Origin of the sequence: Leifsonia sp. McL0607 (assembly GCF_049993355.1) — a bacterium.
Taxonomy (GTDB): domain Bacteria; phylum Actinomycetota; class Actinomycetes; order Actinomycetales; family Microbacteriaceae; genus Leifsonia.
In genome coordinates, this window is sequence record NZ_CP188253.1 from 1,133,981 (window position 1) to 1,160,003 (window position 26,023).

At 71.6% G+C, this 26,023-nt stretch carries 19 protein-coding genes; 10 read left to right on the forward strand and 9 right to left on the reverse strand.

Annotation, left to right across the window (positions count from 1 at the left end; translation table 11 throughout):
• Positions 1-54: 54 nt before the first annotated feature.
• Positions 55-1,422: a pyridoxal phosphate-dependent decarboxylase family protein gene (locus ACPPVW_RS05470; RefSeq protein ID WP_426625511.1), complete on the reverse strand. Its 1,368-nt coding sequence runs from the start codon at positions 1,420-1,422 to the stop codon at positions 55-57.
• Positions 1,423-1,576: 154 nt separating this feature from the next.
• Between ACPPVW_RS05470 and ACPPVW_RS05475 the strand changes: the two genes are divergently transcribed.
• Complete coding sequence (locus ACPPVW_RS05475; RefSeq protein ID WP_426625512.1) at positions 1,577-2,641, forward strand: phosphotransferase; 1,065 nt, start codon at positions 1,577-1,579, stop codon at positions 2,639-2,641.
• 160 nt (positions 2,642-2,801) lie between these two features.
• Here ACPPVW_RS05475 and ACPPVW_RS05480 read toward each other — a convergent pair whose 3' ends face one another.
• Positions 2,802-5,012 carry a DEAD/DEAH box helicase gene (locus tag ACPPVW_RS05480; RefSeq protein WP_426625513.1) on the reverse strand — a complete coding sequence of 737 codons (2,211 nt, stop codon included), beginning with the start codon at positions 5,010-5,012 and terminating at the stop codon, positions 2,802-2,804.
• Positions 5,013-5,285: 273 nt separating this feature from the next.
• Between ACPPVW_RS05480 and ACPPVW_RS05485 the strand changes: the two genes are divergently transcribed.
• Genes ACPPVW_RS05485 through ACPPVW_RS05500 form a run of 4 tightly spaced genes read left to right on the forward strand, consistent with a single transcriptional unit; the run spans position 5,286 to position 8,518 of the window.
• Positions 5,286-6,776 carry a phytoene desaturase family protein gene (locus ACPPVW_RS05485; RefSeq protein ID WP_426625514.1) on the forward strand — a complete coding sequence of 497 codons (1,491 nt, stop codon included), beginning with the start codon at positions 5,286-5,288 and terminating at the stop codon, positions 6,774-6,776.
• Positions 6,776-7,228, forward strand: coding sequence for an SRPBCC family protein (locus ACPPVW_RS05490; protein WP_426625515.1), 453 nt, complete (start codon positions 6,776-6,778; stop codon positions 7,226-7,228). Before ACPPVW_RS05485 ends, ACPPVW_RS05490 begins: the two co-directional genes overlap by 1 nt.
• A gap of 35 nt (positions 7,229-7,263) precedes the next feature.
• Positions 7,264-7,731, forward strand: a complete 468-nt coding sequence (locus ACPPVW_RS05495) for a GNAT family N-acetyltransferase (protein ID WP_426625516.1) — start codon at positions 7,264-7,266, stop codon at positions 7,729-7,731.
• A gap of 40 nt (positions 7,732-7,771) precedes the next feature.
• On the forward strand, positions 7,772-8,518 hold the full coding sequence (locus ACPPVW_RS05500) for a metallophosphoesterase family protein (RefSeq protein ID WP_426625517.1): 747 nt from the start codon (positions 7,772-7,774) through the stop codon (positions 8,516-8,518).
• 19 nt (positions 8,519-8,537) lie between these two features.
• Here the strand turns inward: ACPPVW_RS05500 and ACPPVW_RS05505 are convergent, their stop codons facing one another.
• Positions 8,538-9,497: an IS481 family transposase gene (locus ACPPVW_RS05505; protein WP_426623129.1), complete on the reverse strand. Its 960-nt coding sequence runs from the start codon at positions 9,495-9,497 to the stop codon at positions 8,538-8,540.
• A gap of 97 nt (positions 9,498-9,594) precedes the next feature.
• On the reverse strand, positions 9,595-9,993 hold the full coding sequence (locus ACPPVW_RS05510) for a phage holin family protein (protein ID WP_426625518.1): 399 nt from the start codon (positions 9,991-9,993) through the stop codon (positions 9,595-9,597).
• A 94-nt stretch (positions 9,994-10,087) separates the two neighbouring features.
• Here ACPPVW_RS05510 and ACPPVW_RS05515 point away from each other — a divergent pair, with 94 nt between their 5' ends.
• A complete protein-coding gene (locus ACPPVW_RS05515; protein WP_426625519.1) occupies positions 10,088-11,152 on the forward strand; it encodes a S1C family serine protease in 1,065 nt (354 codons plus the stop codon).
• Positions 11,153-11,254: 102 nt separating this feature from the next.
• On the opposite strand, the gene ACPPVW_RS05520 is transcribed toward ACPPVW_RS05515, so the two are convergent.
• Positions 11,255-12,013, reverse strand: coding sequence for an IclR family transcriptional regulator (locus tag ACPPVW_RS05520; RefSeq protein ID WP_426625520.1), 759 nt, complete (start codon positions 12,011-12,013; stop codon positions 11,255-11,257).
• A 139-nt stretch (positions 12,014-12,152) separates the two neighbouring features.
• Between ACPPVW_RS05520 and hutH the strand changes: the two genes are divergently transcribed.
• The 3 genes from hutH to hutI all read left to right on the forward strand — a co-directional run bounded on the left by hutH (position 12,153) and on the right by hutI (position 16,755).
• Positions 12,153-13,742 (forward strand): histidine ammonia-lyase, encoded by a 1,590-nt coding sequence (gene hutH / locus ACPPVW_RS05525; RefSeq protein WP_426625521.1) that lies wholly within the window; start codon positions 12,153-12,155, stop codon positions 13,740-13,742.
• An 89-nt stretch (positions 13,743-13,831) separates the two neighbouring features.
• A complete protein-coding gene (gene hutU / locus ACPPVW_RS05530; protein ID WP_426625522.1) occupies positions 13,832-15,589 on the forward strand; it encodes a urocanate hydratase in 1,758 nt (585 codons plus the stop codon).
• Positions 15,589-16,755 carry an imidazolonepropionase gene (hutI, locus tag ACPPVW_RS05535; RefSeq protein WP_426625523.1) on the forward strand — a complete coding sequence of 389 codons (1,167 nt, stop codon included), beginning with the start codon at positions 15,589-15,591 and terminating at the stop codon, positions 16,753-16,755. The genes hutU and hutI overlap by 1 nt, the downstream gene beginning before the upstream one ends.
• A 120-nt stretch (positions 16,756-16,875) precedes the next feature.
• Here the strand turns inward: hutI and ACPPVW_RS05540 are convergent, their stop codons facing one another.
• The 3 genes from ACPPVW_RS05540 to ACPPVW_RS05550 all read right to left on the reverse strand — a co-directional run bounded on the left by ACPPVW_RS05540 (position 16,876) and on the right by ACPPVW_RS05550 (position 23,096).
• Positions 16,876-17,790, reverse strand: coding sequence for an arginase family protein (locus tag ACPPVW_RS05540; protein WP_426625524.1), 915 nt, complete (start codon positions 17,788-17,790; stop codon positions 16,876-16,878).
• 146 nt (positions 17,791-17,936) lie between these two features.
• Positions 17,937-21,392, reverse strand: coding sequence for an efflux RND transporter permease subunit (locus ACPPVW_RS05545; RefSeq protein WP_426625525.1), 3,456 nt, complete (start codon positions 21,390-21,392; stop codon positions 17,937-17,939).
• A 222-nt stretch (positions 21,393-21,614) separates the two neighbouring features.
• Positions 21,615-23,096: a PLP-dependent aminotransferase family protein gene (locus ACPPVW_RS05550; protein ID WP_426625526.1), complete on the reverse strand. Its 1,482-nt coding sequence runs from the start codon at positions 23,094-23,096 to the stop codon at positions 21,615-21,617.
• A gap of 63 nt (positions 23,097-23,159) precedes the next feature.
• Between ACPPVW_RS05550 and ACPPVW_RS05555 the strand changes: the two genes are divergently transcribed.
• Complete coding sequence (locus ACPPVW_RS05555) at positions 23,160-24,074, forward strand: YczE/YyaS/YitT family protein (protein ID WP_426625527.1); 915 nt, start codon at positions 23,160-23,162, stop codon at positions 24,072-24,074.
• A gap of 393 nt (positions 24,075-24,467) precedes the next feature.
• Here ACPPVW_RS05555 and ACPPVW_RS05560 read toward each other — a convergent pair whose 3' ends face one another.
• Complete coding sequence (locus tag ACPPVW_RS05560; RefSeq protein WP_426625528.1) at positions 24,468-26,000, reverse strand: aldehyde dehydrogenase (NADP(+)); 1,533 nt, start codon at positions 25,998-26,000, stop codon at positions 24,468-24,470.
• Between the last annotated feature and the right edge of the window lie 23 nt (positions 26,001-26,023).

Here is a 26,023-nt window from a genome sequence, read left to right on the forward strand (position 1 = left end):
CCTTTCCCAGCGCTGAATCAGGAACTTTCGAACGGTACGCTCCGAGTTCTCTTCTCACTCCATGCTGTCGAGGATCTCCACGAGGTCGTCGTACGTGGTCAGCGGGTTGAGCACTGCGAAGCGCGTGTTGGGTCGTCCGGCGTGCGAGCTGGGCGTCACGAACGCTCGCTGCTCGTCGAGGAGGCGTGCCGACCAGATCGCGTAGTCCTCCTTCGTCCAGCCCTCGCGCTCGAACACCACCACAGAGAGCTGCGGCTGACGCACCAGGTGGAAGCCTTCGCGACGGTCGATCTCGTCGGCGATGCGTCGTGCCAGCTGCAGCGAGGCGGTGACGGCGTCACGGTAGGCGGCGGCGCCGTGGGAGGCCAGCGAGAACCAGAACGGGAGGCCGCGCGCACGCCGCGTGAGATGCGCGGCGTAGTCCGACGGACTCCATTCGGTGGTGTCGGTGAGCGTGTCCAGGTACTCGGCGTGCTGCGTGTGGGCGCGGCGGCCGGCCTCCGGGTCGCGGTAGAGGAGCGCGCAGGCGTCGAAGGGGGCGAAGAGCCACTTGTGCGGGTCGACGATGAGCGAGTCCGCGAGCTCCACGCCGGCGAAGCGCGAGCGCGCGAGCGGCGACAGCATCCCGGCCAACCCGTAAGCGCCGTCGACGTGCAGCCAGAACCCGAACTCGTCTTTCAGCGCGGCGATGGAGGCGATGTCGTCGACGATGCCGAAGTTGGTGGAGCCCGCTGTCACGACGACCGCGAAGACCGCGTCGCCGTGCTCGGCCAGCGCCGGTCGCACGGCGTCGCCGGTGAGCACCCCGGACTCCCCCGGCGAGACGGTCACGACCTCCACGTCCATCACCCGCGCGGCGGATGCGACCGACGAGTGCGCCTCTGCGCTGCAGACGATGATCCAGCGGCCGGGAGGGTTGCCACGGTCGGCGCGGGCACTGTCCCGCGCGGCGACGAGCGCAGAGAGGTTGCCCAGCGTGCCGCCCTGCACGAAGACGCCTCCGGCAGCGGGAGGCAATCCGAATTCGGACGCCAGCCAGGTCAGCACCTGGTTCTCGGCGTACACGGCGCCGGAGCCCTCCAGCCAGGAGCCGCCGTAGACCGCGCTCGCGGAGACGACGAGGTCGAAGGCCGTGGCGGCCTTCGTCGGCGCCGTCGGGATGAACGAGAGGTACCGCGGGTGGTCGGTGGTGATGCAGGCCGGGGCGAGCACGTGCTCGAACACGGCGAGTGCACGCTCTGCGCCCATCCCGCCCTCCGACACGGTGCGTCCAGCGAGCCGGCGCAGCTCCGACTCCGGCAGCGGCTTGTCGAGCGGAGTGTCGGTGGCCAGGATGCGCCGCCGCGAGTAGTCGAGCACGAGGTCGACCAACTCGCTCGTCTCGGCGGTGACGCTGTGCATGCGGGCGGAATCGGTAGTCATGGGGCCTCCGCACCCATGCTGACATACGCCACCCGTCACCTTTTCGCCCGCAGACGCAGCTTTTCTGCGCGTTGTCGACTGCCCACGCGCATTACCCGCGCTCTCTGCTGTGGCCAGGAGCGGGGGAGAGCGGGATCTGCGCTATGGTCGTGCGGTGCCGCTCACCCCTCCCGCAGATATCCCCACGGATGCCGCGCTCGTCGCCGCGCTCGTGGAGGCGCAGCATCCCGACCTGGCCGGGCCGCTGCGGCTCGTCTCCGACGGGTGGGACAACCAGCTGTACCGCCTGGGTGACTGCCACGCCGTGCGTATCCCCCGGCGGGAGGTGGCGGCGCACCTGATCGAGCACGAGCAGCAGATGCTGCCGGGGATCGCCGCGCGCGTGCAGGCACGGGTGCCTGTTCCGGTCCGCGTCGGCGTTCCGTCGGACGCGTTCCCCTTCGCGTGGAGCATCGTGGAATGGGTCGACGGCATCGACGGCGCCTCGGTGAGCGCCGGCGAGCGCTCGGGGCTGGCGGTGCCGTTGGCGGCGTTCGTCGGCGAGCTCGCCGTGCCGGCGCCCGATGCGCCCCGCAATCCGGTGCGCGGCGTCCCGCTCTCGGCCCGGGCGGAGGTCGTGGGCACGCGGCTGCTCTCGCTGTCCGGGCGCATCGAGGTCGCAGCGCTGGAACACGCCTGGCGGCAGGCGCTCGCCGCGCCCGAGTGGGACGGCCCTCCGCTGCTGCTGCACGGCGACCTCCACCCGGGCAACCTACTGCTCACCCATCCCGCGCGGTGGAGCTCAGAGGCAGCGCGGAGCGATGCCGCGACCCCAGCGCCGCGCGGTGGAGCTCAAAAGGAGCGCGAAGCGATCCTGCGACCCCAGCGCCGAGGGAGCCTGCGACCGAGGGCAGAGCCTGCGACCGAGGACTCCGCGACCCCAGCACCGGGGGAGCCTGCGACCGAGGACTCCGGCCTCGCCGCGGTGCTCGACTTCGGCGACGTCACCTCCGGCGACCCCGCAACCGACCTCGCGACCGCGTGGCTCACGTTCGACGGGGAGGCGCGCGAGCGCTTCCGCAGCGCCCTCCCCGTCGCCCCCGACGCCGCGACCTGGCGGCGGGCCCGGGGCTGGGCGGTGACGATGGGGAGCGCGCTCGCGATGTCGTCCGACGACAACCCGCGCATGGCCGCCCTCGCCCGCCACACCCTCGATCAGATCGGCGAAGACGCGGAGTAGACGCGCGAACCGCCTGGTCGCGAGGCGGCGCAGAGTGCGCGCGAATCGGGCGAGAAGGCGCACTTTCAGCCGTTTCGTGCGACAGAGAAGCCCCCGTCCCCGCAGCGCGAGCTGCAGGGACGGGGGCTTCGGACCGAGCGGCTCGGCGCCGCCGGTGAGATCAGGCTTCGTCGGGCGCGACAGCCGCCTGGGCGAGGTCGGTGATCAGCTGGTCGCCCGGGATGGCGGGGACGAAGTCGGCCTCGATCTCGGCGCGCTGCAGCAGCTCGCCCATGCGGCGCTGGCGCTGGCGCGGGATGAGCGTCACGACCGTGCCCTGCTTTCCCGCGCGGCCGGTGCGGCCCGAGCGGTGCAGGTACGTCTTGTACTCGTCCGGCGCGTCGGCCTGGATGACCAGATCGATGTCGTCGACGTGGATGCCGCGGGCGGCGACGTCGGTCGCGACCAGCACGTTCACCCGGCCGCTGGTGAGCTGGGCCAGGTTGCGCGTGCGGCGCGACTGGTTGAGGTCGCCGTGGAGGCTGACGGCCGGGATGCCCGCGTCGTCGAGCTGGTCGGCGAGCATCTCGGCGAACGCCCGGGTGCGGGCGAAGATCAGCGTCTTGCCGTCGCGGTCGGCGAGCTGCTCGATGATGGCCGGCTTGTCGCGGTGCTCGATGACGAGCACGCGGTGGTCGATGGTCGAAGACGCCTGGTCCTCGCCCGCGACCTCGTGCACGGCCGGCTCGACGAGGAACTCGTCCACGAGCTGCGCGACGCCCTTGTCCAGGGTCGCCGAGAAGAGCAGCTTCTGGCCGCCGTCGGACGTCTCGCGCAGGATGCGCTGCACCGGCTCCAGGAAGCCGAGGTCGCACATGTGGTCGGCCTCGTCCAAGACGGTGATGACGACCTCGCTGAGGTCGAGGCGGCCCTGCTCCACGAGGTCCTCGATGCGGCCGGGGGTGCCGATCACGATGTCGACGCCGCGCTGGAGGGCGCCGACCTGGCGGCCCTGCGGCACGCCTCCGTAGATCTGCGTGGTGAACAGGCCGACACTGCGGGCGATCGGCTGTACGGTGCGGTCGATCTGCAGGGCGAGCTCGCGGGTCGGCGCGAGGATCAGCGCGCGAGGCGCACGGCCCAGCTGGCGCTTGCCGGCCGACTTGCCCTGATCGGCCCACAGCCGCATGAGGCGCTCGACGAGCGGCGCGCCGAACGCGATCGTCTTGCCGGAGCCGGTGCGGCCCCGGCCGAGGACGTCCTTGCCCGCGAGCACGTCGGGGGCGGTGGCCGCCTGGATCGGGAACGGCGTCTCGGCGCCGAGCTCCGCGAGTGCGCGGACGATGTTGCCGCCGAGGCCGAGGTCGGCGAAGGTCACGCCCTCCACATCGGATGCCAGGATGGCATCGGCCTGAAGGCGCTCGAGCACGATGTCGTCCTGCGCGTTGAACGCGGGCTTGTCGTCGCGCGACGGGTAGAAGGAGGAGTCGCGACGCGGTCGGTCGGAGCGGTCGTCGAAGGAACGGCGCGGACGGTCGTCCCGGTCGTGCGGGCGGCGCGGACCGTCGGCGTGGTCGCGACGGGGACGCTCGACGCGCTCGGCCCTGTCGCCACGGTCGTCGAACTGGCGACGCGGACGGTCGTCGACGTCGCGACGAGGACGCTCGGCCCGGTCGCCGAACGAGCGACGCGGACGGTCGTCGACGTCGCGACGAGGACGCTCGGCCCGGTCGCCGAACGAGCGACGCGGACGGTCGTCAACGTCGCGACGAGGACGCTCGGCCCGGTCGCCGAACGAGCGACGCGGACGGTCGTCGCGGTCGAACTGACCACGCGGACGGTCCTCCCGGTCGAACTGACGACGCGGACGGTCCTCCCGGTCGGACTGACCACGCGGACGGTCATCGCGGTCGGACTGACGACGCGGACGGTCGTCGCGGTCGAACTGACCACGCGGACGGTCGTCTACGTCACGACGAGGACGCTCGGCCCGGTCGTCGAACGACCGACGCGGACGGTCGTCGTGGTCGCGGCGCGGACGGTCGTCGTCGCGACGACCGGCGCGGGCGCGGTTCTCCCACTCCCGCTCGGTGCGACGCGCGTCCTTGCCGCGCGGCTCCCAGTTGGGGCGCTCGCTGCGCCCGGCCGAACCACCGCGCTCCGAACCGCCGCGCTCCGAGCCACCGCGGCCGGAGTCGCGGGTTCCGAACGTGTCGCGGCCGCGCGCGGCGCGATCCTCCGTGGACCAGCGGGGCTTCTTGCCGGCGGCCGGGGCCTCGTCGCGGTAGCCGCGGTGCTTGGGACTGCGGCTTCCCGCGCCGTGGGGGGCGCTGTGGGAGGAGCCGGTGTGCGGCTGCGAGGATCGTCGGTCGGTCTTCTTGTACGGGGGCATGCGTGTTCTTCCTGGGTTGCTTTCTGAAATGCGCGGCGGCACGCTGAAGCGCACCGGAGAATCCCCGGCAGACATCGCCCGGGGCCGTTCACATCGTGATTAATCCACTCGCCGAATGGCTGCGGAACCGGCCCACCTGACTGACAAACCCATCCGCGTCGAAATGCGCGGTGTCAAGAGCCGACTGGCCAACGATACAGGAAGAAGCCTGAGAAGGCACTTCCGATCGTGCAGGCCCCTGCCGGGCCACCGCGATCGGGGTATACAGGAGGCATGACCTCCGTCGACGCGATCGTCATCGGCTCCGGGCCGAACGGGCTGGCCGCCGCCGTGACCCTCGCCAGGGCCGGACTGGGCGTGCACGTGTACGAGCGCAATGCCACCGTCGGCGGCGGGATGCGGACGGAGGAGGTCACCCTCCCCGGCTTCCGCCACGATATCTGCTCCGCGGTGCATCCTCTCGCGTTCGCCTCCGGCTTCTTCCGGAGGTTCGGCCTCGCCGACCGGATCCCCTTCATCACGCCGACGGCCTCCTACGGCCACCCGCTGCCAGGCGGGGAGGTCGCGGTCGCATACCGCGACCTCGACCGCACCGCGGCGACGCTCGGCCCCGACGGTCCGGCCTGGCGCGCGCTGCTCGGGCCGCTGGCGCGGGAGGCCGACGCCGTCGCTCAGTTCACCGGCTCGAATCTGCTGCGACTGCCCCGGCATCCCCTCGTCGCCGCACGGTTCGGCCTGACCGCCCTGTCGCAGGGCGGTCCGTGGTGGAACCTGCCGTTCCGCACGGAGAAGCCGGGAGCGCTGCTGACCGGCGTGATCGCGCACACCACCCTCCCGCTGCCGAACCTCGCGGGCGCTGCCGCGGGGCTCGCCCTGGCCACGTACGCCCACGCCCGCGGCTGGCCCATCCCGGTCGGCGGCTCGCAGTCGATCGCCGACGCGCTGGTCGATGACCTCCGCGCGCACGGCGGAGAGGTCATGACCGGCACCGAAGTCCAGTCCCTCGGCGAGCTCCCCGACGCCCGGGTCGTGCTGTTCGACACCCACGTGGCGATCGCGGCCAGACTCGGCGAGGACCGCCTCCCAGCCGACTATCTGCGGAAGGTCGCGGCGTTCCGCAACGGGAACGGCGTCTTCAAGATCGACTTCGCGCTCTCCGGCCCTGTTCCGTGGCGCAACCCCGAACTGCTGGAGACCGCGACGGTGCACCTCGGCGGCGAGCGTTCGGCGATCGCCCGCTCCGAGCGCGTCGTCGCAGCGGGCCGCGAGAGCGACGACCCGTACGTGCTCGTCTCGCAGCCCACGCTGTTCGACGCCGGCCGGGCTCCCGCCGGCAAGCACGTGCTCTGGGCGTACACGCACGTGCCACGCGGGTCGACCTCCGACCGCAGCGAGGCCGTCATCGCGCAGATCGAGCGTTTCGCACCCGGCTTCCGCGACCTCATCCTCGCAACGGCCACCAAGACCGCGCACCAGATGGAGAGCTACAACCCGAGCTACATCGGCGGCGACATCTCGTCGGGCATGCCCGACCTGTCCCAGCTCGTGATGCGGCCCGTGCTGTCGACGGATCCGTGGCGGATGCCCGGCCGCGGACTCTACCTCGCGTCGTCGTCCGCGGTTCCGGGTCCGGGCGTCCACGGTCTCGCCGGCTACTACGCGGCACGCAGCGCGCTGCGCCATGAGTTCGGCGTCACCAGCATGCCGTCGCTCGCGCCCGGCACGTCGGCGCCGGGAGCCCCGGTCGAGGAGGAGGTCGCCTGATGTCCGTCAACGTGCGCCGTTTCGCGTGCACCCCTGAGGAGGTCTTCACCGCCCTCGCGGATCCGTGGGTGTTCCCGACCTGGGTGGTGGGGGCTTCGCGGCTGCGCGGGGCCGACGGCCACTTTCCCGATCCGGGGTCGCGCCTCCACCACTCCATCGGGGTCTGGCCGCTCGTGCTGAACGACGAGACGACGGTCGAGGCGTGGGACCCGCCGCGGCGCTTCGAATTGGAGGCCAAGACCCGACCGGTCGGAACCGAACGCGTCGTGATCGAGGTGCGTCCGCGCGGCCGTGGCTGCGTGGTGCGCATGGAGGAGGAGGCGATCACCGGCATCGCCGCCCGCATTCCCCGGGTGGTCGCCGAACCGATCCTGTGGGTGCGCAACCGGGAGGCCCTGCGCCGGCTGGAGTGGGTCGCGCGCGGCATCAGTCGGCAGAAGAGGCGGGCGTAACCTCCTCGACACACGCTGTCGATAGCATCGACCGCATGATCACGAGCGTGTCCGTCGAGCCCGCCCGCTCACCCGGCGTCGAAGAACTGCTGCGCTTGAGCGACGAGTTCACGTTCGCGCTCTACCCGGCCGAGAGCTGCTACTTGCTCGATGTGTCCGAACTGGAGCGTCCAGGCGTCACCGTCTTCGTCGGACGCGACGAAGTCGGCGCAGCGCTCGGCATGGCCGCGCTGGTCGAGAAGGACGACGGCACCGCCGAGCTCAAGCGGATGTTCGTGCACCCGGACGCGCGCGGCCGCGGCCTCGCAGCCGGCCTGCTCCGCGCGGTGGAGGCGCAGGCGGCGGTGGCCGGCATCCCGGTGCTGCAGCTCGAGACCGGTCCCCTCCAGCACACCGCCATCGCCCTCTACGAGAGCCGCGGCTACGCGCGCATCCCGAACTTCGGCGCCTACGCGGGCGACCCGCACTCGGTCTGCTACGCCAAAGCGCTGCGGTTCCCGTAACATTCGTCGCCCTCCGCACCGTCGTCGATAGCGTCGGCGGATGAGGATCGCCGCCATATCCGACGTCCACGGCAACGTGTTCGCCCTCCCCTCGGTTCTGGAGGCTCTGCGCACGATGCAGGTGGACGTGCTGACGAACCTCGGGGACCACCTGTCGGGCGGCGTCGATCCCGCCGCCACCGCCGATCTACTGCTGGCCACCTCCGCGGTCTCAGTGCGAGGCAACCACGAACGGCAGCTGCTGGAGTATCCGCGCCATCGGATGGGGGCGTCCGACGGCCTCGCTGCCGACACAATCTCGAACGAGCACCGACGGTGGCTGCGAGCCCTGCCCGTGCGCGCTGAAGCGGCGCCGGGGGTCCTGGCGTTCCACGGCGGCCCGGAGGACGACCTCGTCTATCTCCTGGAAACGGTGACACCCGAGGGCGTTCGGCCGGCCACCGAGGCCGAGGTCGTCGAGCGGCTGGGCGAAACCGAGATCGACGGATACTCGCTGCTGCTGTCTGGCCACACGCACCTTCAACGGCAGCTCCGGCTCCGGAGCGGCGCGCTCGTCGTCAACCCGGGAAGCGTCGGGATGCCCGCCTATCGGGAAGACGGGCCGACGCCGCACGTCATCGAGGCGGGCAGCCCGCACGCCCGCTTCGCCGTGCTCGACGACGCCGCGGGGAGGTGGGACGCGACGTTCCACGCGATCGAGTACCCGTGGGACGAAGCGGCGGAGGCGGCCCAGGCAAACGGCCGGCACGACGTCGTGCACGCGCTGCTCACCGGGCGGGTGAAGTGAGGCGTCGAGGATCCGTCGCCTAGCTGTAGTTCCCCGTGAGGTTGTGAACGCGGGCTGAGGGGACGAGGCCGCCGATTCCGGTGTGGGGTCTGTGGTGATTGTAGTGATGGAGCCAGGTGTCGTAGGTTGCGGCTCTGGCTTCGTCGCTGAGGTAGGCGTGCGCGTAGGCCCACTCGGTGGCCAGGGTGCGGTTGAACCGTTCGACTTTCCCGTTGGTCTGCGGCCGGTAGGGGCGCGTGCGCCGGTGCTTGACTCTCGTGCCGAGAGCGTCGGCGAACAGTTTCGACCGGTAGCACGCACCGTTGTCGGTCATGACCGCGGTGACGGTGATCCCAGCGGCGGTGAAGAACGCGTTGGCGCGCAGCCAGAATCCGGCGGCGGTCTCTTTGCGCTCATCGTTCAGGATCTCCGAGTAGGCCAGCCTGGAATGGTCATCGATAGCGTGATGCAGGAACGCATAGCCGCGGCCGCGGTGCCGGGACGGTGCTGCTGCCCGCCCCAGGACTCGGTGGCCACCACCATCGGGGATGCGGCCGAGCTTCTTGATATCGACATGGACCAGCTGGCCGGGGCGAGCGTGCTCATAACGGACAGCCCTCGGTTTGCGGATAGGGAGCCCGGTCGCTTGATCGAGGTGGTGCAGTAGCGGCATCCGATACCGGGCCAGCACCCTGCCCACGGTGGAACGGGGAACACCGAGGTGGTAGCTGATCCGATGCGGACCCCACCGCCACCTGAACCGCAACGCCACGATCCGGCGCTCCAACCGGGCCGGACACCGATTCGGGGACGAGTGCGGGCGGGAGGGTCGGTCGGTCATCGGCAAGCCTGCGCGTGCCCGATCGACCCACCGTTTCGCCGTCGCGGGCGAGCACTGGAACCGTTCCGCCACCCGCCGCAATGACCACCCGCGCTCCAGAACCAGCTCGACCAGCCGTCGACGCCCTTCCGGCGTCAACGGTGCATTAGCGTGAGTCACGAAGACCTCCGTTGGCTAGATGTGAGTGTGGTAACCCACATCCTCCACGGAGGCCTTCGCTCACCTCAACCGTTCACAACGTGTCGGGGAACTACACCTAGCTGCGCGCGGTCGCGCCCCGGGCGGCGACCTTCTTCTTCAGGAAGATCAGGGGCAGCAGCCAGCCACCGAGCGCGGTGACGACCCAGACCACGAGGGTGGCGAGCACCCAGGTCACGAAATCGTCCACGCGGATCCCGCCGGGGAACAGCGACGCGATGATCAGCGCGATGAGCGTCGAGACCAGGCCGATACCGCCGAGGATCGCCGAGGCGTACTTGCGGGCGAGATTGAAGATGAAAGGAGCGAGGATGCTCTGTGCCGCGGCGAAGATCACCACGGCGATGAGGAGGCCCTCCCAGTCCAGATGGAAACCGGGGAGGAGCCACGACGCGACCAGGAGGCCGAGCGCAGCGGTGACGACGAAGATCGCCGTACGGATCAGGAATCTCACCATGCACGAAGGGTAGCCCCCGCCGCGCGGTGGAGGCGGTCCTGGTGCGCAACAGACGCTCCCGCTAACCTGGCGCCACCGTCGAGAGAGGCCACTCGTGACCGACAAGAAGACCACCGTCCGTTCCTGGACCGTCGCGCTGCTCGTGGTCGGCTCCGCACTGGTGCTGATCGGCGGCGGGATGGTCGCCGGAGGGTTCGCCGTCGCGGCGCTCTCCGCGGGCCGCAGCGGTTCGTGCGACTCCGCTCGGGTCGCCGATCAGGTGCTCCCGAGCGTCGTGACGATCGCGGTCGTCGGCCAGCGCGGCACCAGCAACGGCAGCGGCGAGATCATCACCGACGATGGCTACATCCTGACCAACAACCACGTGGTCGCCGACGCGGCGTCCGGCGCGAAGCTCACGGTCCGGTTCAGCGACGGGCACCAACTGCCGGCGACGCTGACCGGACGGGACCCCAAGACCGACCTCGCGGTGATCAAGGTCTCCGACGACAAGTCCCTCCCCGTCATCGCCACCGGCGACTCCGGCTCGCTCGTGGTCGGCCAGCCGGTGGTCGCGCTCGGCGCGCCCCTCGGGCTCTCCAGCACCGTGACCGCCGGCATTGTCAGTGCTCTCGGCCGCACGGTCCCGGTGCCGAGCGACGACGACAGGAACGCGGTCCTGGCCGGCGCGATCCAGACTGACGCAGCCATCAACCCCGGCAACTCGGGAGGCGCTCTCGTCGACTGCAACGGCCGACTGATCGGCGTCAACACGGCCATCGCGACCGTTCCGGGCTCGGCAGGGCAGAGCAGCACCGGCAGCGTCGGCATCGGCTTCGCCGTGCCGGAGTCGCTCGCGCTGACGATCGCGGACGAGCTGATTGCGCACGGCGAGGTCGCGCATCCCATCGCCGGCCTGACCGTCGTGCCGATCCCGCCGGCCGCCGCCGCCGCGTTCGGGGTCACCGACGGGCTGTTCGTGCAGACGATCGCCTCCGGCGGCCCCGCGCAGCAGGCCGGCCTCCGCGTCGGCGACGTCATCACGTCGGTGAACGGGCACGCCGCGTCGAACATCGACGTGCTGACCGCGATCCAGGTGACCAGCAAGCCGGGCGACGAGGTGAAGGTCGAGTACGTCCGCGACGGCGCCTCGCACACCACGACGTTGACGCTCGAATAGTCGCCGGGCGCGCCCGACGAGACGCCGAGGGGCACGCAAACGCCCGTAAAACCGCGGAATAGGGACGTTTGCGTGCCCCTCGGCCGTCGGTGGGCACGCGGCTCAGCTGCCGCGGATGCGGCGGGAGAGCTCGGCGGCGGCGTCCCGAACGCGGGCGGCCAGCGCGTCCCACTCAGCGGGCGGCACGTTCTCGCGCGGGAAGGTGACGGCGATGCCGGCGGCCGGCCAGCCGGCGTGGTCGCGCACCGAAACCGCGACGGACGCGAAGCCGGGAGTGACATCGCCGTCCTCTGTCGCGTACCCGCGCTCCCTGGCCTCCACGATCAGGCGGCGCAGCTCGGCATACGAGTGCGGCCCGGCGCCCGTGCGGTCCTCGAACGCGTCGGCGTCCGGGTAGAGGGCGCGCAGCTGGCCCGGCGGCAGGGAGGCGAGCAGCGCACGGCCGCTCGCCGTCAGGTGCGCGGGCAGCCGCACCCCGACGTCGGTGACCAGTCGTGGCCGGCGCGGCGCCCGCTCCTCCACGATGTAGACGACATCGCGGCCGTGCAGCACGGCCACATGCCCGGACTCGCCGAGCGCATCGACCAGCGCCGCGACGATCGGGCGACCGAGCCTGCTCAACGGCTGCTGGCGGGAGAACCCGCTCGCCAGTTCGTAGGCGGCGACGCCCAGGCCGTAGCGGCGCGCCTCCGGAAAGTGCAGGACGAAGCCATGCTCGGCGAGCACGGTGAGCAGGTGGTACACGGTCGAGCGCGGGAGGCCGAGGGAGGCCGCGATGACGACCGCCGGCACGGGTCCCCGTTGGGTCGCCAGGAAGCCGAGGATCCGCAGGGTGTTGTCCGCGGCAGGGACCTTGCTCATGGCGCCTCCCGTTGTGCTGCTCGCGTGCCGGCTCGCGTGCCGGCCCGCCCGCTCGTCGTCCGCATCGAGTCTGGTATCCCGGACACCGAAGAGCCTAATCCCCAGGCGCGAGGAGGGCACCTCGGCGCATGATCGGAGCATGGCCGCCCTCACCACCGATTCCACCTCCGCAACCACCCGACCGTCCGACGGCGACGCCGCTCCCGTCACCGTCGGCGCGCGCCCCCTCACCATCTCCGAGGTCGTCGCCGTCGCCCGCCACGACGCTCCCGTGCACCTCGACGCCGCCGCGCTCGAGGCCGTCGAGGCCTCCCGGGCGATCATCGAGGCCCTGGCCGGCGACGTCGAACCGCATTACGGGATCTCCACAGGCTTCGGCGCGCTCGCGACCACGTTCATCCCGGCTGCGCGCCGGGCGCAGCTCCAGGCCTCCCTCGTGCGCTCGCACGCGGCCGGCTCCGGCCCGGAGGTCGAGCGGGAGGTCGTGCGCGCGCTCATGCTGCTGCGCCTGGCGACGCTGATGACCGGTCGCACCGGCGCGCAGCGGCGCACCGTCGAAACGTATGCCGCACTGCTCAACGCGGGAATCACGCCGATCGTGCGCGAGTACGGCTCGCTCGGCTGCTCGGGCGACCTCGCCCCGCTCGCGCACTGCGCGCTCGCGGCCATGGGCGAAGGCCAGGTGCGCGTCGACGGGCGACTCGTGGAGGCCGCAGACGCCCTCGCCGAGGCAGGCGTCGAGCCGGTCGTCCTGGCCGAGAAGGAGGGACTCGCCCTCATCAACGGCACCGACGGCATGCTCGGGATGCTCGCGCTCGCCCTCGACGACCTGGGCACCCTCCTCGCCACGGCCGACATCACCGCGGCGATGAGCGTGGAGGCCCTGCTCGGCACCGACGCGGTCTTCGCCGCCGACCTCCAGCAGCTGCGACCGCAGGCCGGGCAGGCCGTGTCGGCCGCCAACCTCCGCGCGCTGCTCGCGGACTCCGCGCTCGTCGCGAGCCACAAGGGCCCGGAGTGCACCCGCGTGCAGGACGCCTACTCGCTCCGCTGCGCACCCCAGGTGCACGGCGGCGCCCGCGACACCGTCGCCCACGCGACCACCGTGGCCGAGCGGGAGCTCGCGTCGGCCATCGACAACCCGGTGCTGACGCCCGACGGTCGGGTCGAGTCGAACGGCAACTTCCACGGCGCGCCCGTGGCCTACGTCCTCGACTTCCTGGCGATCGTCGTCGCCGACGTCGCCAGCATGTCGGAGCGTCGCACCGACCGGTTCCTCGACAAGGCGCGCAGCCAGGGCCTCCCGCCGTTCCTCGCCCACGAGGTCGGCGTGGACTCCGGGCTGATGATCGCCCAGTACACCGCTGCCGGCATCGTTTCGGAGCTCAAACGGCTCGCCGCCCCCGCGTCGGTGGACAGCATCCCCTCGTCGGCCATGCAGGAGGACCACGTCTCGATGGGCTGGACCGCAGCGCGCAAGCTGCGCCGGGCCATCGACGGGCTGAGCCGCGTTCTCGCGATCGAGCTGATGACCGCCGCGCGCGGCGCCGAGCTGCGCGCCCCGCTGCAGCAGGGGCCGGCGACGGGCGCCGTGACGGCGGCCCTGCGGGCGACCGTGCCCGGCCCCGGCCCCGACCGCCACCTCTCCCCTGAGATCGAGGCCGCCGTGGCCTTCGTCGCCTCCGGCGCCGCGCTCCACGCTGCGACCTCCATCACCCCCCTCCAGTAGCAAACACGCGAGTACGCAGATAATCAGCCGTTTTCCGTCGAGTACGCAGACAATCCGCGTACTCGGCGGGTAAGGAAAGGACCACAGGAATGCAGGGATCACGGCCCGTACGGGCGCCGCGCGGCACGGAGCTCAGCGCGAAAAGCTGGCAGACCGAGGCGCCGCTGCGCATGCTGATGAACAACCTCGACCCGGAGGTCGCCGAGCGTCCCGACGACCTGGTCGTCTACGGCGGGACCGGCCGCGCCGCGCGCAGCTGGGAGGCCTTCGACGCGATCGTCGCCACCCTCCGCGACCTGGAGGCCGACGAGACGCTGCTCGTGCAGTCGGGCAAGCCGGTCGGCGTCTTCCGCACCCACGAGTGGGCGCCGCGCGTGCTCATCGCCAACTCCAACCTCGTCGGCGACTGGGCGACCTGGCCTGAGTTCCGCCGGCTGGAAGCGCTCGGACTGACCATGTACGGCCAGATGACCGCCGGCTCCTGGATCTACATCGGCTCGCAGGGCATCCTCCAGGGCACGTACGAGACGTTCGCGGCGATCGCGGACAAACGATTCGGCGGAAGCCTCGCTGGCACGCTGACCCTCACCGGCGGCTGCGGCGGGATGGGCGGCGCCCAACCGCTCGCCGTCACGCTCAACGGCGGCGCCGTGCTCATCGTCGACGTCGACCGCGCCCGCCTCCAGCGCCGCGTCGACCACGGCTACCTCGACGAGCTGGCGGACGACCTCGACGACGCGATCGCCCGCGTGACAGCAGCCAAGGACGAGCAACGGGCGCTCTCGGTCGGGCTGGTCGGCAACGACGCCACCGTCTTCCCCGAGCTGCTGCGCCGCGGCGTGCCGATCGACATCGTGACCGACCAGACCAGCGCGCACGACCCGCTCAGCTACCTCCCCGAGGGCATCACCGTCGAGGAGTGGCACGACCGCGCCGCCGCCGACCCGGAGGCGTTCACGATCGCCGCTCGGCTGTCGATGGCCAAGCAAGTGGAGGCCATGGTCGGCTTCCTCGACGCCGGCGCCGAGGTCTTCGACTACGGCAACTCCATCCGCACTGAGGCGCAACTCGGCGGTTACGACCGGGCGTTCGCATTCCCCGGCTTCGTGCCCGCCTACATCCGCCCCCAGTTCGAAGAGGGGCGCGGCCCGTTCCGCTGGGCGGCGCTCTCGGGCGACCCAGCCGACATCGCCGCGACCGACCGCGCCATCCTCGAGCTGTTCCCCGACGACAACAAGCTGCGCCGATGGATCGCTCAGGCCGGCGAGAAGGTGCACTTCGAGGGGCTCCCCGCGCGCATCTGCTGGCTCGGCTACCAGGAGCGGCACCTCGCGGGGCTGAAGTTCAACGAGATGGTCGCCTCCGGGGAGCTGACGGCGCCCATCGTGATCGGCCGCGACCACCTCGACTCCGGCTCCGTCGCCTCGCCGTACCGCGAGACCGAGTCGATGAAGGACGGCTCGGACGCCATCGCGGACTGGCCACTGCTCAACGCCCTGCTCAACACGGCCTCCGGCGCCACCTGGGTGTCGCTCCACCACGGTGGCGGGGTCGGCATCGGCCGCAGCATCCATGCCGGGCAGGTGGTCGTCGCCGACGGCACCCCGCTCGCCGCGGAGAAGATCGAGCGTGTGCTGACCAACGACCCGGGCACGGGCGTCATGCGGCATGTGGATGCCGGGTACGAGCACGCCGCGGAGGTGGCGCGGGAGCGCGGGCTGCGCATTCCCATGAGCCAGCACAGTCCGATTGAGCAGCACAGTCCCATGAGCCAGCACAGTCCGATGGAGCAGCACAGCCAGCGCAGCACGATGGAGGAGGCCGCAGCCTCGGAGGAGACCGTCTGATGTCGCGCGCGACGCTGCTGACCGGGGTCGGCGAGCTCGTCACCTTCGACCCGGTGCACGAGGGACCGCTCGGCGTCGTCCGCGACGCCGCGCTGCTCGACGTTGACGGGCGGGTCGAGTGGACCGGCCTGGCGTCGGCGGCGCCGCGTTCGGATGCGGACGAGATCGTGGACGCCGGCGGAGCTGCTGTCATCCCGGGTTTCGTCGACAGCCACACGCACCTCGTCTTCGGCGGCGATCGCTCGGCGGAGTTCGAGGCGCGGATGGCGGGTCGACCGTATTCCGCCAGCGGCATACGCGGCACAGTGGCGGCCACCCGGGAGGCGACGGAGGACGCCTTGCGCGTCCGCCTGACGCGCTTCGTCACCGAACTCCGCGGGCAGGGCACGACGACGTTCGAGATCAAGAGCGGCTATGGCCTGACCATCGCGGACGAGGAGCGCATCCTGCGCCTGGCCAGGGAGGCCACCCCGGAGACCACATTCCTCGGTGCGCATGTGATTCCCGCCGAGTATGCGGACGATCCGGAGGCGTACGTCGACCTCGTCACCGGCGCCATGCTGGAGGCCTGCGCGCCGCACGCTCGCTGGATCGACGTGTTCTGCGAGACCGGCGCCTTCACTGTGGAGCAGTCGCGCCGCATCCTGACGGCCGGGACCGAGCGGGGGCTCGGAGTGCGGGTGCACGCCAGCCAACTCGGGCCGGGCGACGGCGTTGCGCTCGCGGTCGAGCTGGACGCCGCGAGCGTGGACCACTGCACCTACCTGACCGACGCCGACGTCACGCTGCTGGCCGGCTCGCGCACCGTCGCGACGCTCCTGCCCGGCGTCGAGTTCTCGACGCGGCATCCCTATCCTGACGCCCGGCGCCTCATCGACGCCGGCGTGCGCGTGGCGCTGGCGAGCGACTGCAACCCGGGCTCGTCGTTCACGTCGTCGCTTCCGTTCTGCATCGCGGTCGCCGTGCGCGACATGGGCATGACGGTTCCGGAGGCTCTGCGCGCCGCGACCCTCGGCGGCGCGGAGGCGCTGCGCCGCGACGATGTCGGTCACCTGCGCCCCGGCGCGCGCGCCGACTACGTCGTGCTCGACGCGCCGTCGTACGTGCACCTCGCCTACCGCCCCGGCGTCCCCCTCGTCACCCGCACCCGCATCGCCCCGCACTGACCGCCCCACACTGCCGACAGCACCTGCCGAGTACGCGCGAAATCAGGCGAAAACCGCCGAGTACGCAGACAATCTGCGTACTCGGCGGTTGCTCGGGCGGGATCAGCGGGATCAGCGGGATCAGCGGGAGGCCAGGCCGGCGGCGGCCTCGAGGATGAGGAGCGCGGCAAGGCGCACGGTGCGCTGGTCGTCGGCGTCGGCGGTGGCGTCGACCTCCGCGATGTCGATCGAGCGCACCAGCGGGGAGGCGCCCGCCAGCCGGGCGAACCGGCGCAGCTCCCAGGCGGCGAGGCCGCCCGGGACCGAGGCGGGGCAGCCGGGCGCGACCGACCGGTCGCAGACGTCGACGTCGAGGTCGACGTGCACAGGGCCTCCCGCGCTTCCGGCGACTTCCAGAGCCTCCGCCATCACGTCGTCGAGCGGTCGGCCGTGCAGCGCGTCGCGCGGCACGACGGTGATGCCGAGTTCCTGCGCGCGCCGGGCGTAGGCGGCGGAGTTCGCGAAGTCGGCGATGCCGATCTGCACGATCCGTCGGCCGTCGAGCCCGGCCTCCACCAGCCGGCGCACGGGTGATCCGTTGGAGACGCCGTCTCGCAGGTCGTGGTGCGCGTCGAGCGTGATGAGCCCCGCCGTCGGGAGGTGCTCGCTCCACGCGCCGAGGGCGGCGGGCACGGTCAACGAGTTGTCGCCGCCGACGGCGACGGTCACGCGGGATCGCTCCGCCGCCTCCCGCACCGCCACGATGGCGCGCTGCTCACCGTCGGGGCCGTCCGGCTCCGCGACGTCGCCCACGTCGGCGAAGCGCAGCGCCTCCACCTCGAGCCCGGGCACGTGCAGCGAGTAGCGTCGCAGCGCGTCGCGCACCGCTGCCGGCGTCGCGTGCGCGCCCGTCGCCGACAGCGAAGTGCGCCAGGTCGGGAGGCCGAGCAGAGTCAGGTCGACAGCCTCGCCGGCTGGGAGGTCGGCGAGCGCCGGCCACGAGCCGGCGCGCGGCCAGAGCGGGTCGACGGAGAGGGCACCGGTGGTCAGGCTCATACCCGCGACGCTAGCAACGCACCCGACCCTGGGCGCGTCTCGCAACGGCTCCCCCGTCTGACATCCCAGACAGCCCAAGCCCGAGGGGCACGTTAACGCCCCTAAAACTGAGTTTTAGGGGCGTTAACGTGCCCCTCGGCGTCAGGTCAGAGCTGCTGGCCGCCGGCCGGCGTCGTGAACACGGGAGGCTTGGGAGACTCCGCGTCCGAGCCGGCCTCCGCGCCACCCGCGCCGCCCGGTCCCGACCCCTCGGGGCCGAAGCCGCCGTCGCCACCAGCGCCCCCGAAGCCGCCGCCGTCGCCGCGCCTGGCCGCCCGGCGGGCGAGCCGCCGTTCGCGGGCGCCCTCCACCAGGTTGTACAGCGTCGGAAGGACGACGAGTGTGAGCACCGTGGACGACAGCAGGCCGCCGATCACCACGATCGCCAGCGGCTGTGAGATGAACCCGCCGTGGCCGGTCAGGCCGATCGCCATCGGCGTGAGCGCAGCGATCGTCGCCAGCGCGGTCATCAGGATCGGCCGCAGACGCCGGGAGGCGCCATGAGCGACCGCGTCGGCGACCGAGAGACCCCTGGCCCGGTACTGGTTGACCAGGTCGATGAGCACGATCGCGTTCGTCACGACGATGCCGATCAGCATCAGCACGCCGATGAGCGAGGCCACGCCGAGCGGGATGCCCGACGCGAGCTGCAGGAGGATCGCGCCGGTCGCCGCGAACGGCACCGACACCAGCAGCAGCAGCGGCTGCCGCAGCGAACGGAAGGTCGCCACCATCACGATGTAGACGATCAGGATGGCCGCCAGCAGAGCGAGCCCCAGCTGCCCGAACGCGCTCGACTGGCTCGACGAGACGCCGCCGATCTTGGCGGTCGCACCCGCGGGCAGGTCGGCCGCGTCGAGCGCCTTGGTGACCTCTTGGTTCGCCGTGGTGAGGTTGTCGCCCGGCGTCGCGGTCACGGTGGACGTGCGCAGGCCGCGCTGGCTGGTGACGGTCGACGGCCCCTTCGCCTCGGCCACGGTCGCGATCGAGCTCAACGGCACGACGCCTGTTGCCGTCGGGATGGGCAGCTCGGAGAGCCCCGCAACCGTGGTGGGCGGGTTGTCGGTCTGCAGGTAGATCTTGAGCGTCGAGTTGTCGATCGCGACGGTGCCGATCTGGGTGGGCTGCATCGTCTGCGACACGATCGTGCCGACGGCGACCTCGCTCAGACCGACCTGCGCCGCCTTGGTGCGGTCGACGGTCACGGACACGTAGGGCAGCGAGGCGCTCAGGTTGTCGCTGACCTGACTGAGCGACTTCTGCTTCTGCAGCTCGGCGACGACCGAGTCGGTGGCCTTCTGGAGGTCGGCGTCGCTCGTCGCGGTGATGTTCACCGCGATGTCCGTCGAGCCTCCGAAGCCGCTGGACGCGGAGACCTGGATGGCGCCGGCGTCGGTGATGCCGTCGAGCTCGTTCTGGATCGTGGTCTGGAGCTGCTCCTGGTCGGCGTTCGGATCGGTCGTGATCGAGAACGTCGTCGCACCGCCTCCGCCGGTGAAGGCGTCGCGCAGGGACGAGCCGCTGGAGCCGATCGACACCTGGACGGTCTTGACGCCCGTGGTGTCGAGCAGCTTCTGCTCGACCTTCTTGGCCGCATCGTCCTGCGCCTGGAGGCTCGCGCCTGACTCGAGCTTCTGCGTGACGGTCAGCGAGTTCTGCCCGCTGGAGCCGAGGAAGTTCGTCTTCAGGAACGGGAAGGCCGCGAAGGTCAGCACCAGCACGACCAGGGCCGCGACGATCGTCGTCCACGAGTGCTTGAGCGTCCAATGGATGATCGGCAGGTAGCCCCGCTGGAGCATCGACGGGTGCTCCAGTTCGTCGTGACCGGAGGCGATCGCGTCGGCGATCGGCAGGTGCGCGGCCTCGTCGTCGTGGTCGCCGCCCTCGTGCTTGCGCGCCTTGGGCGTGCGCAGGAACCAGTACGCGAGCACGGGGACGATCGTCAGCGCGACCAGCAGCGACGAGAGCAGCGCGATGGTGACGGTGAGCGCGAACGGCCGGAACAGTTCACCCGTGACGTCCCCCACGAACGCCAGCGGCAGGAACACGGCGACGGTCGTGATGGTGGAGGCCGTGATCGCGCCGGCGACCTCGCGCACGGCGCGCACGATCGTGACCGCTCTGTCCACTCCGGACACGAGCTGTCGTTTGATGTTCTCGATCACCACGATGGAGTCGTCGACGACGCGGCCGATCGCGATCGTGAGCGCGCCGAGCGTGATGATGTTGAGGGTGTAGCCGCTCGCCCACATCACGATGAAGGTGATGAGCACACTGGTCGGGATCGAGATCACGGTCACGAGCGTCGAGCGCACCGAGAGCAGGAAGACCAGGATCACGATGACGGCCATCGCCAGGCCGAGGAGGCCCTCCTCGGCGAGCGAGTTGATCGACTGGGTGATGAACGGCGCCTGGTCGAAGACCACGGTGATCTTCGCCCCGTTGCCGAGCTTGGTCTCGAGGTCGGGGATGAGGGCGGAGACGCCGTGCGAGACCTCCACGGTGTTCGCGGAGGGGAGCTTGGTCACCGCGATGGTCAGCGCCGGCTTGCCGTTGACACGCGAGAGCGACGTCACCGGGTCGTCGGTCTGGGCGACGGTGGCCACGTCGCCGATCGTGACCGGGGTGGAGGCGGCGGTCGCCGTCTGAGCCGCGGCTGCCTGCTGGCTCGCCGAGGAACCGGCACCGGCGGCGCCCTGCTGACCTGGCTCGGGTCCGGCACCGGCGGCGCCCTGCTGACCCGGCGCGGATCCGGCGCCCGGCGCCGATCCGGTGCCCGCCGAGCCCGTGCCGGTCGACCCGGCGCCCGCTGGTCCCGCCGTCGCCTTGACCAGCGGCAGCGACGCGATGTCGGCCACCGACGTCAGCTGCGACCCCGACTGGATCGTGAGGGTCTTGCCGTTCTCGGTGAGCGAGCCGCCGGGGAGGAGCACGCCGTACTGCTGCAGGGAACTCTTGATCGCGGAGCTGGTGGCCCCCGCCTCGGCCAGCTTGGCCGGGTCGGGCGTGATAGTGAGGCGCTGGCCGACCTCGCCGACGAGCTGGGCGTCGTTGACCCCTGTCACGTTCTTGATGTCGGGCAGCGCGAGCTTGGTGATGTCGTCGCCCAGCGTGCGCTGGTCCGCGTCGCCGGTGACGGCGAGTTGGATGACCGGAAGGTCGTCGATGGATCCCGAGAGGACCTGCGGCTCGACCCCGGAGGGCAGGGTCGACTTGATCCGGTTGATGGCCTGGTCGATCTTCTGCTCGGCCGTGGCGAGATCGGTGCCGTACGTGAACCTCGCCGTGATGATCGACTGGTTTGTGCTGCTGACCGCGGAGGTCGACTCGAGGTCGGGCACACCCTGGATGACGGCCTCCACCGGTGTGCTCACGTCGTGGTTCACCACCTCGGGCGACGCACCGGGGTAGGTCGACAGCACGACCAGCTGCGGGAAGGAGATCGACGGAATGAGCTCCTGCTTGAGGTTGGTGAGGGCGATGCCGCCGAAGACGGCGGCGACGATCGTGACGAGTGCGATCAGGGCGCGGTTCTTCATGCTGAGGACAGCGAGATAGTGCACGGAGGATCCCCTCGGCGGAAGTGTGTGCTTGGCAGGCGACGACAATGACGCCGCCAAAGTATCTCATTGCAGGCTGTGCAAGTTCCTCATGCCTTGGTACCACTTCGGCCGGCTCGGAGGCCCCGGATCACGGTGAGGAGCAGGGTCTCCAGGCTCTCGCGAAAGCCCACCCGGAAACGGGCGAGCCCGGGATCGAGCCGCTCGTCGGCCCGCCGCCGGCGCTCAGACCACGTTGGGCAGCGCCGCCGCGTCGAAGTAGGGGGCGTGCTCCGCCGACGCCACCGCCCACGCACGCTCCAGCGCCGCGAACGCCCGCTCCGTCTCGTCCTCGGTGTATGTGATCGGCACGCGGAGGAACCGCTCGAACGCGCCGTCGAGCCCGAAGCGCGGGCCGGCCGCGATGAGCAGGCCATGGTTGCGTGCGGCCAGCGCGAGCGCGGAGCTGACCGGCGCGCCGATGCCGATCCAGGCCGCGAGGCCACCGTGGAGGGGCGGGACGCGCCAGTCCGGGAAGACCTCCTCCGCCAGCCGCCGCACGGTCGCACGCCCCGCGGCCAGCTGCACCCGACGTTCCTCCACGATCTCGCGCGTCTGCGGGAGCATGCGCGCGACGACCAGCTGCTCGATCATCGGGGTGCCGAGGTCGGTCGACGGCTTGGCTGCGATCAGGCGTTGGATCAGCGGGCGCTCCGCCCGGATCCAGCCGATCCGCAATCCGCCCCAGAGGCTCTTGCTGGCCGACCCGATGAGCAGGACCGGCGCATCTCCCGTCTTCCTGAGAGCGTACGACGGCAGCGGGAGGTACTCGCCGACCCGGTCGATGTCGAGGTCGGCCGTCGTCTCGTCGCCCACCACGATGGTCCCGTGGGCGGCCGCCGCGGCGAGCAGGCGCTCCCGGGTGGCCGGCGACATGGAGGCGCCGGTCGGGTTGTGGAAGTCCGGGATCAGGTAGGCGAGCGTCGGGTTCGCGCGCCGGATCGCCTGCTCGGCGGCGTCGGCGTCCCAGCCGTCCTCCTCCTCCGCCCCGAGCGCGTGCGGCGCGTCCTCCGGCAGGGTGACGGTGATCGGGAGGAGCCGCGCCCCGGCGAGCTTGAGCGCCTCCGTCGCGTGCGGGTAGGTGGGCATCTCCACGAGAGCCCGGTCGCCGCGCGAGAGGAAGGTGCGTGCGATGAGCGCGATCGCCTGTTGCGCACCGACCGTGACCAGCACCTGCTCGGCGGAGGTCGGGAGGCCGCGCTCGGTGTAGCGGTCGGCGATCGCCTGACGAAGGTGCGGGAGCCCGATCGGGTCGTAGCCGGAGTCCGGCAGGAAGTGCGGGAGCTCTTCGGCGGCGGCACGCGCGGCGGCCGGGAGGGACGCGGCAGCGGGCAGCGCCGCCTTCGTGAAGTCGAGCACCCCCTCACCGCCGGCCAGCGGCAGGGCGAGCGTCGGCCCGGGAAGCCGCGCGACGCTCCCGGAGCCCCGCACGCTGTCGAGGAAGCCGCCCTCGCGCAACTGCCGATAGGCGGCGGTGACCGTGGTGCGGCTGAGGCCGAGGCGACCGGCGAGGTCGCGCTCGGCCGGCAGCCGGGTGCCGATCGGGATGCGACCGTCGAGCACCAACAAACGCACCCGGTCGGCCAGCGACTGGTAGCCGGGGGCCGCCCCGCGCCAGTCGCCGAGGAGCGACTCGAGGGAGCGGGCGGTCACGTGCGCGTCGGACATGCGGGCCACTTTATCCGAATTGGCATCTTGATGTAAGGCCAATCGATCGATTGGATTGTCACTATGTCTCGGTTCCTTCTCGTCCGCCGCATCGGCCAGCTCCTGGTCGGCCTGCTCCTGTACGGCATCGCGATCGCGCTGATGGTCCGTGCCGGGATCGGCGTCTCGCCGTGGGACGTGCTGGCGCAGGGGATCTCGTTCCAGACCGGCATCCCGTTCGGGCTCGTGACGAACATCGTCGGTGTGGTGGTGTTGGCCTTCTGGATCCCGCTGCGGCAGCGACCGGGCCTCGGCACCGTGCTGAACGTGCTCCTGGTCGGGCCGAGCGCGCAGCTCGGCCTGTGGCTCATCCCGCAGCAGACGCAGCTCTGGGCGCAGGTGCTGCTCTTCGCGTCCGGCCTGGCGCTGCTGGCGGTCGCCACCGGGCTCTACATCGGACCCAAGCTGGGGCCCGGGCCGCGCGACGGCCTCATGACCGGCCTCCACGCGCGCACCGGCCGGCCGATCTGGGCCGTGCGCACAGCCATCGAGCTGACGGTGCTCGTGATCGGGTGGTTCCTCGGCGGCGACGTCGGCATCGGAACGCTCGCGTTCGCGCTGCTGGTCGGCCCGCTCTGCAGTCTCACCCTCCCGTTCTTCGCCATCCGGCTGCCTGCGCCCGCGCCCGCGGACGCCGAGTTGGAGGGCGACCTCGAAGGCACGGCGGAGCAAGGCCCCGGCCTCCGTGGGGAGGGTGTGGGCGAGCGGGATGCCGTCCGTTTCGACGTGCGAGACGGCATACTGCTCGAGCCCGACGCGCGCACCCGCGCGCGTGGCGTGGACCGGTCGGCCTCCCCGCTCGTCCGCGGCCCGCAGCCCGATCGCGCCCCCGCTGAGCCGCGCACGTCGCGCCCGTCGCGGCTCATCGCCGCGCACTGGCTCGACGACCGCCTCACCGGCCGCACCCGCGACGCGCACCCCCGCACCCGCCGCGCCTAGCGTGTGTCTTGTCGTTACGGGGTCCAGGCGACACGTCGCAGACGCGCTGTCTCCGGGGGCAGCGCGCGTTGCTGCGAGCAATTCCGGAGTTCGCGGTCCCCCGCCTGCGAACCTCCGGCGGAACGGCCCCAACACCGGCGTGTCCCCACAAGGTTCCGGAGTTACGGACACTCCGTGGGCCGTGCGGGCAACTCCGGAGGTCACAGACGACACACCGCACGAGAGTCCGTTCATCCGGATTCTCGCAGCGAACTCCGCCAAGACTCCGGAAGAACCGAGCCGAGGCACGCCCCCGCCCGGACCCCGGACACACCCAGCCCCGCCGATACGGCGCAAAGTGGGGCCCGAGGCGGCGGACACTCCGCCGCCTCGCGTTCGCGGGAGGAAGCGCGCTCAGGGGCGGCTCGGAAGGCGGAGGGCGCCGTCGACGCGGCGCGGGATGCGGAGCGGGTTGTCTTCCTGGAGCTCCGGTGGCAGCACGGCGGCAGGGGCGTCCTGGTAGACGATCGGGCGCTGGAAGCGACGGACCGCGGTCCCCCCCACGGACGTGTGCTGCGAGGTCGTCGCGGGCCACGGGCCGCCATGATGCTGAGACCAGGTGACGGCGACGCCGGTCGGCCAGCCGTCGAACAGGAGGCGGCCCGCGCGGGCGGCGAGCACCTCCACCAGGCCGTCGAGCACGAGCTCCCCCTCCGGGGCGGCGTGGATCGTCGCGGTGAGCGAGCCCTCCAGTTCGGTCAGCACCGGCAGCAGGGCGTCCTGCGCGTCGTAGCGGACCAGCAGGGTGGTCGGCCCGAAGACCTCGCGGGTGAGGACGTCGCGGTGCCGGTCGTCGGCGAACGCGTCCAGCCCGACGGCGTAGACGACGGGCGCCGGGCCGTTCTCGCTCCCGATCCCTCCGGCGACGAGCTCGACGCCGGGTACGGCGGCCAGGTGCTCGACCCCGTTGCGGAAGCCTCCGTCGATGGCCTCGGTCAGAAGGCGGTGCGGCGCCGCGCCGACGTGCGGGGGAAGCGCGGCCTCCAGCACCGAGCCGCGCGGTACGAAGACGATCCCCGGCTTAGTGCAGAGCTGACCGGCACTCCCCTGGAACGATCCGGCGAGCCCGGCGGCGAGCGCCTCCCCGCGGGCGGCGTCTGCCTCCGCCGTCACGACGACCGGGTTCAGGCTCCCCAGCTCCCCGAAGAACGGGATCGGCTCAGGGCGTGCCGCGGCACGGTCTGCGAGCGCACGCCCGCCCGCCACCGAACCGGTGAACGACGCGGCAGCGACCAGTGGATGCTCGACCAGCTCGATGCCGATCGCGCGCGACGAACCATCGGCCGCCGCCCCGACCAGGCCGAACAGCCCGTCGGGTGCGCCCGCCTCCGCCAGCGCGGCGCTCACGATCTCCGCCGTCCGCAGCGACAGCAGCGGGTGGCCGGAGTGCGCCTTCACGATGACGGGTGCGCCGATGGCAAGCGCCGAGGCCGTGTCGCCGCCTGCGACCGAGAACGCGAAGGGGAAGTTGGAGGCGGCGAAGACCGCGACCGGACCGATCGGCCGCAGCGTGCGCCGGAGGTCCGGACGTGGCGGCGTAGCCGACGTTGCGGCGTGGTCGATGATCGCCTCGACGTAGGAGCCCTCCTCGATCACCGCGGCGAACATCCGGAGTTGGCCGGTGGTCCGTGCGACCTCACCGACCAGACGTGGCGTCGCGAGGCCGGTCTCGGCGGTCGCGATCGCGATCAGCTCGTCTGCGGCGTCGTCCAGGCGGTCCGCAACGGTCCGCAGCCAGCGCGTGCGATCCGTTGCAGGGCTCCGCACGCTCGTCCGGAACGCGAGATCGGCAGCGCGCACGGCACGGTCGACCTCCCCGGAGCCGGAGTCGGACTCGGACCCGGGCCTCGCCCGGTGCGCCGGTTCGATCGTGAGTGCGTCGGTCATCGTTGTTCCTCCCATGCGGTCGA

Coding starts and splice junctions, on each gene's coding strand:
- ACPPVW_RS05540 (WP_426625524.1), bottom strand. CDS start 17,790: ATGAGCCTGACCACCGGTGCCCTCTCCGTCGACCCGCTCTGGCCGCGC.
- hutI (WP_426625523.1), top strand. CDS start 15,589: ATGTCGCGCGCGACGCTGCTGACCGGGGTCGGCGAGCTCGTCACCTTC.
- ACPPVW_RS05555 (WP_426625527.1), top strand. CDS start 23,160: ATGTCTCGGTTCCTTCTCGTCCGCCGCATCGGCCAGCTCCTGGTCGGC.
- ACPPVW_RS05500 (WP_426625517.1), top strand. CDS start 7,772: ATGAGGATCGCCGCCATATCCGACGTCCACGGCAACGTGTTCGCCCTC.
- ACPPVW_RS05480 (WP_426625513.1), bottom strand. CDS start 5,012: ATGCCCCCGTACAAGAAGACCGACCGACGATCCTCGCAGCCGCACACC.
- ACPPVW_RS05510 (WP_426625518.1), bottom strand. CDS start 9,993: ATGGTGAGATTCCTGATCCGTACGGCGATCTTCGTCGTCACCGCTGCG.
- ACPPVW_RS05560 (WP_426625528.1), bottom strand. CDS start 26,000: ATGACCGACGCACTCACGATCGAACCGGCGCACCGGGCGAGGCCCGGG.
- ACPPVW_RS05485 (WP_426625514.1), top strand. CDS start 5,286: ATGACCTCCGTCGACGCGATCGTCATCGGCTCCGGGCCGAACGGGCTG.
- ACPPVW_RS05470 (WP_426625511.1), bottom strand. CDS start 1,422: ATGACTACCGATTCCGCCCGCATGCACAGCGTCACCGCCGAGACGAGC.
- ACPPVW_RS05550 (WP_426625526.1), bottom strand. CDS start 23,096: ATGTCCGACGCGCACGTGACCGCCCGCTCCCTCGAGTCGCTCCTCGGC.
- ACPPVW_RS05490 (WP_426625515.1), top strand. CDS start 6,776: ATGTCCGTCAACGTGCGCCGTTTCGCGTGCACCCCTGAGGAGGTCTTC.
- hutU (WP_426625522.1), top strand. CDS start 13,832: ATGCAGGGATCACGGCCCGTACGGGCGCCGCGCGGCACGGAGCTCAGC.
- hutH (WP_426625521.1), top strand. CDS start 12,153: ATGGCCGCCCTCACCACCGATTCCACCTCCGCAACCACCCGACCGTCC.
- ACPPVW_RS05495 (WP_426625516.1), top strand. CDS start 7,264: ATGATCACGAGCGTGTCCGTCGAGCCCGCCCGCTCACCCGGCGTCGAA.
- ACPPVW_RS05520 (WP_426625520.1), bottom strand. CDS start 12,013: ATGAGCAAGGTCCCTGCCGCGGACAACACCCTGCGGATCCTCGGCTTC.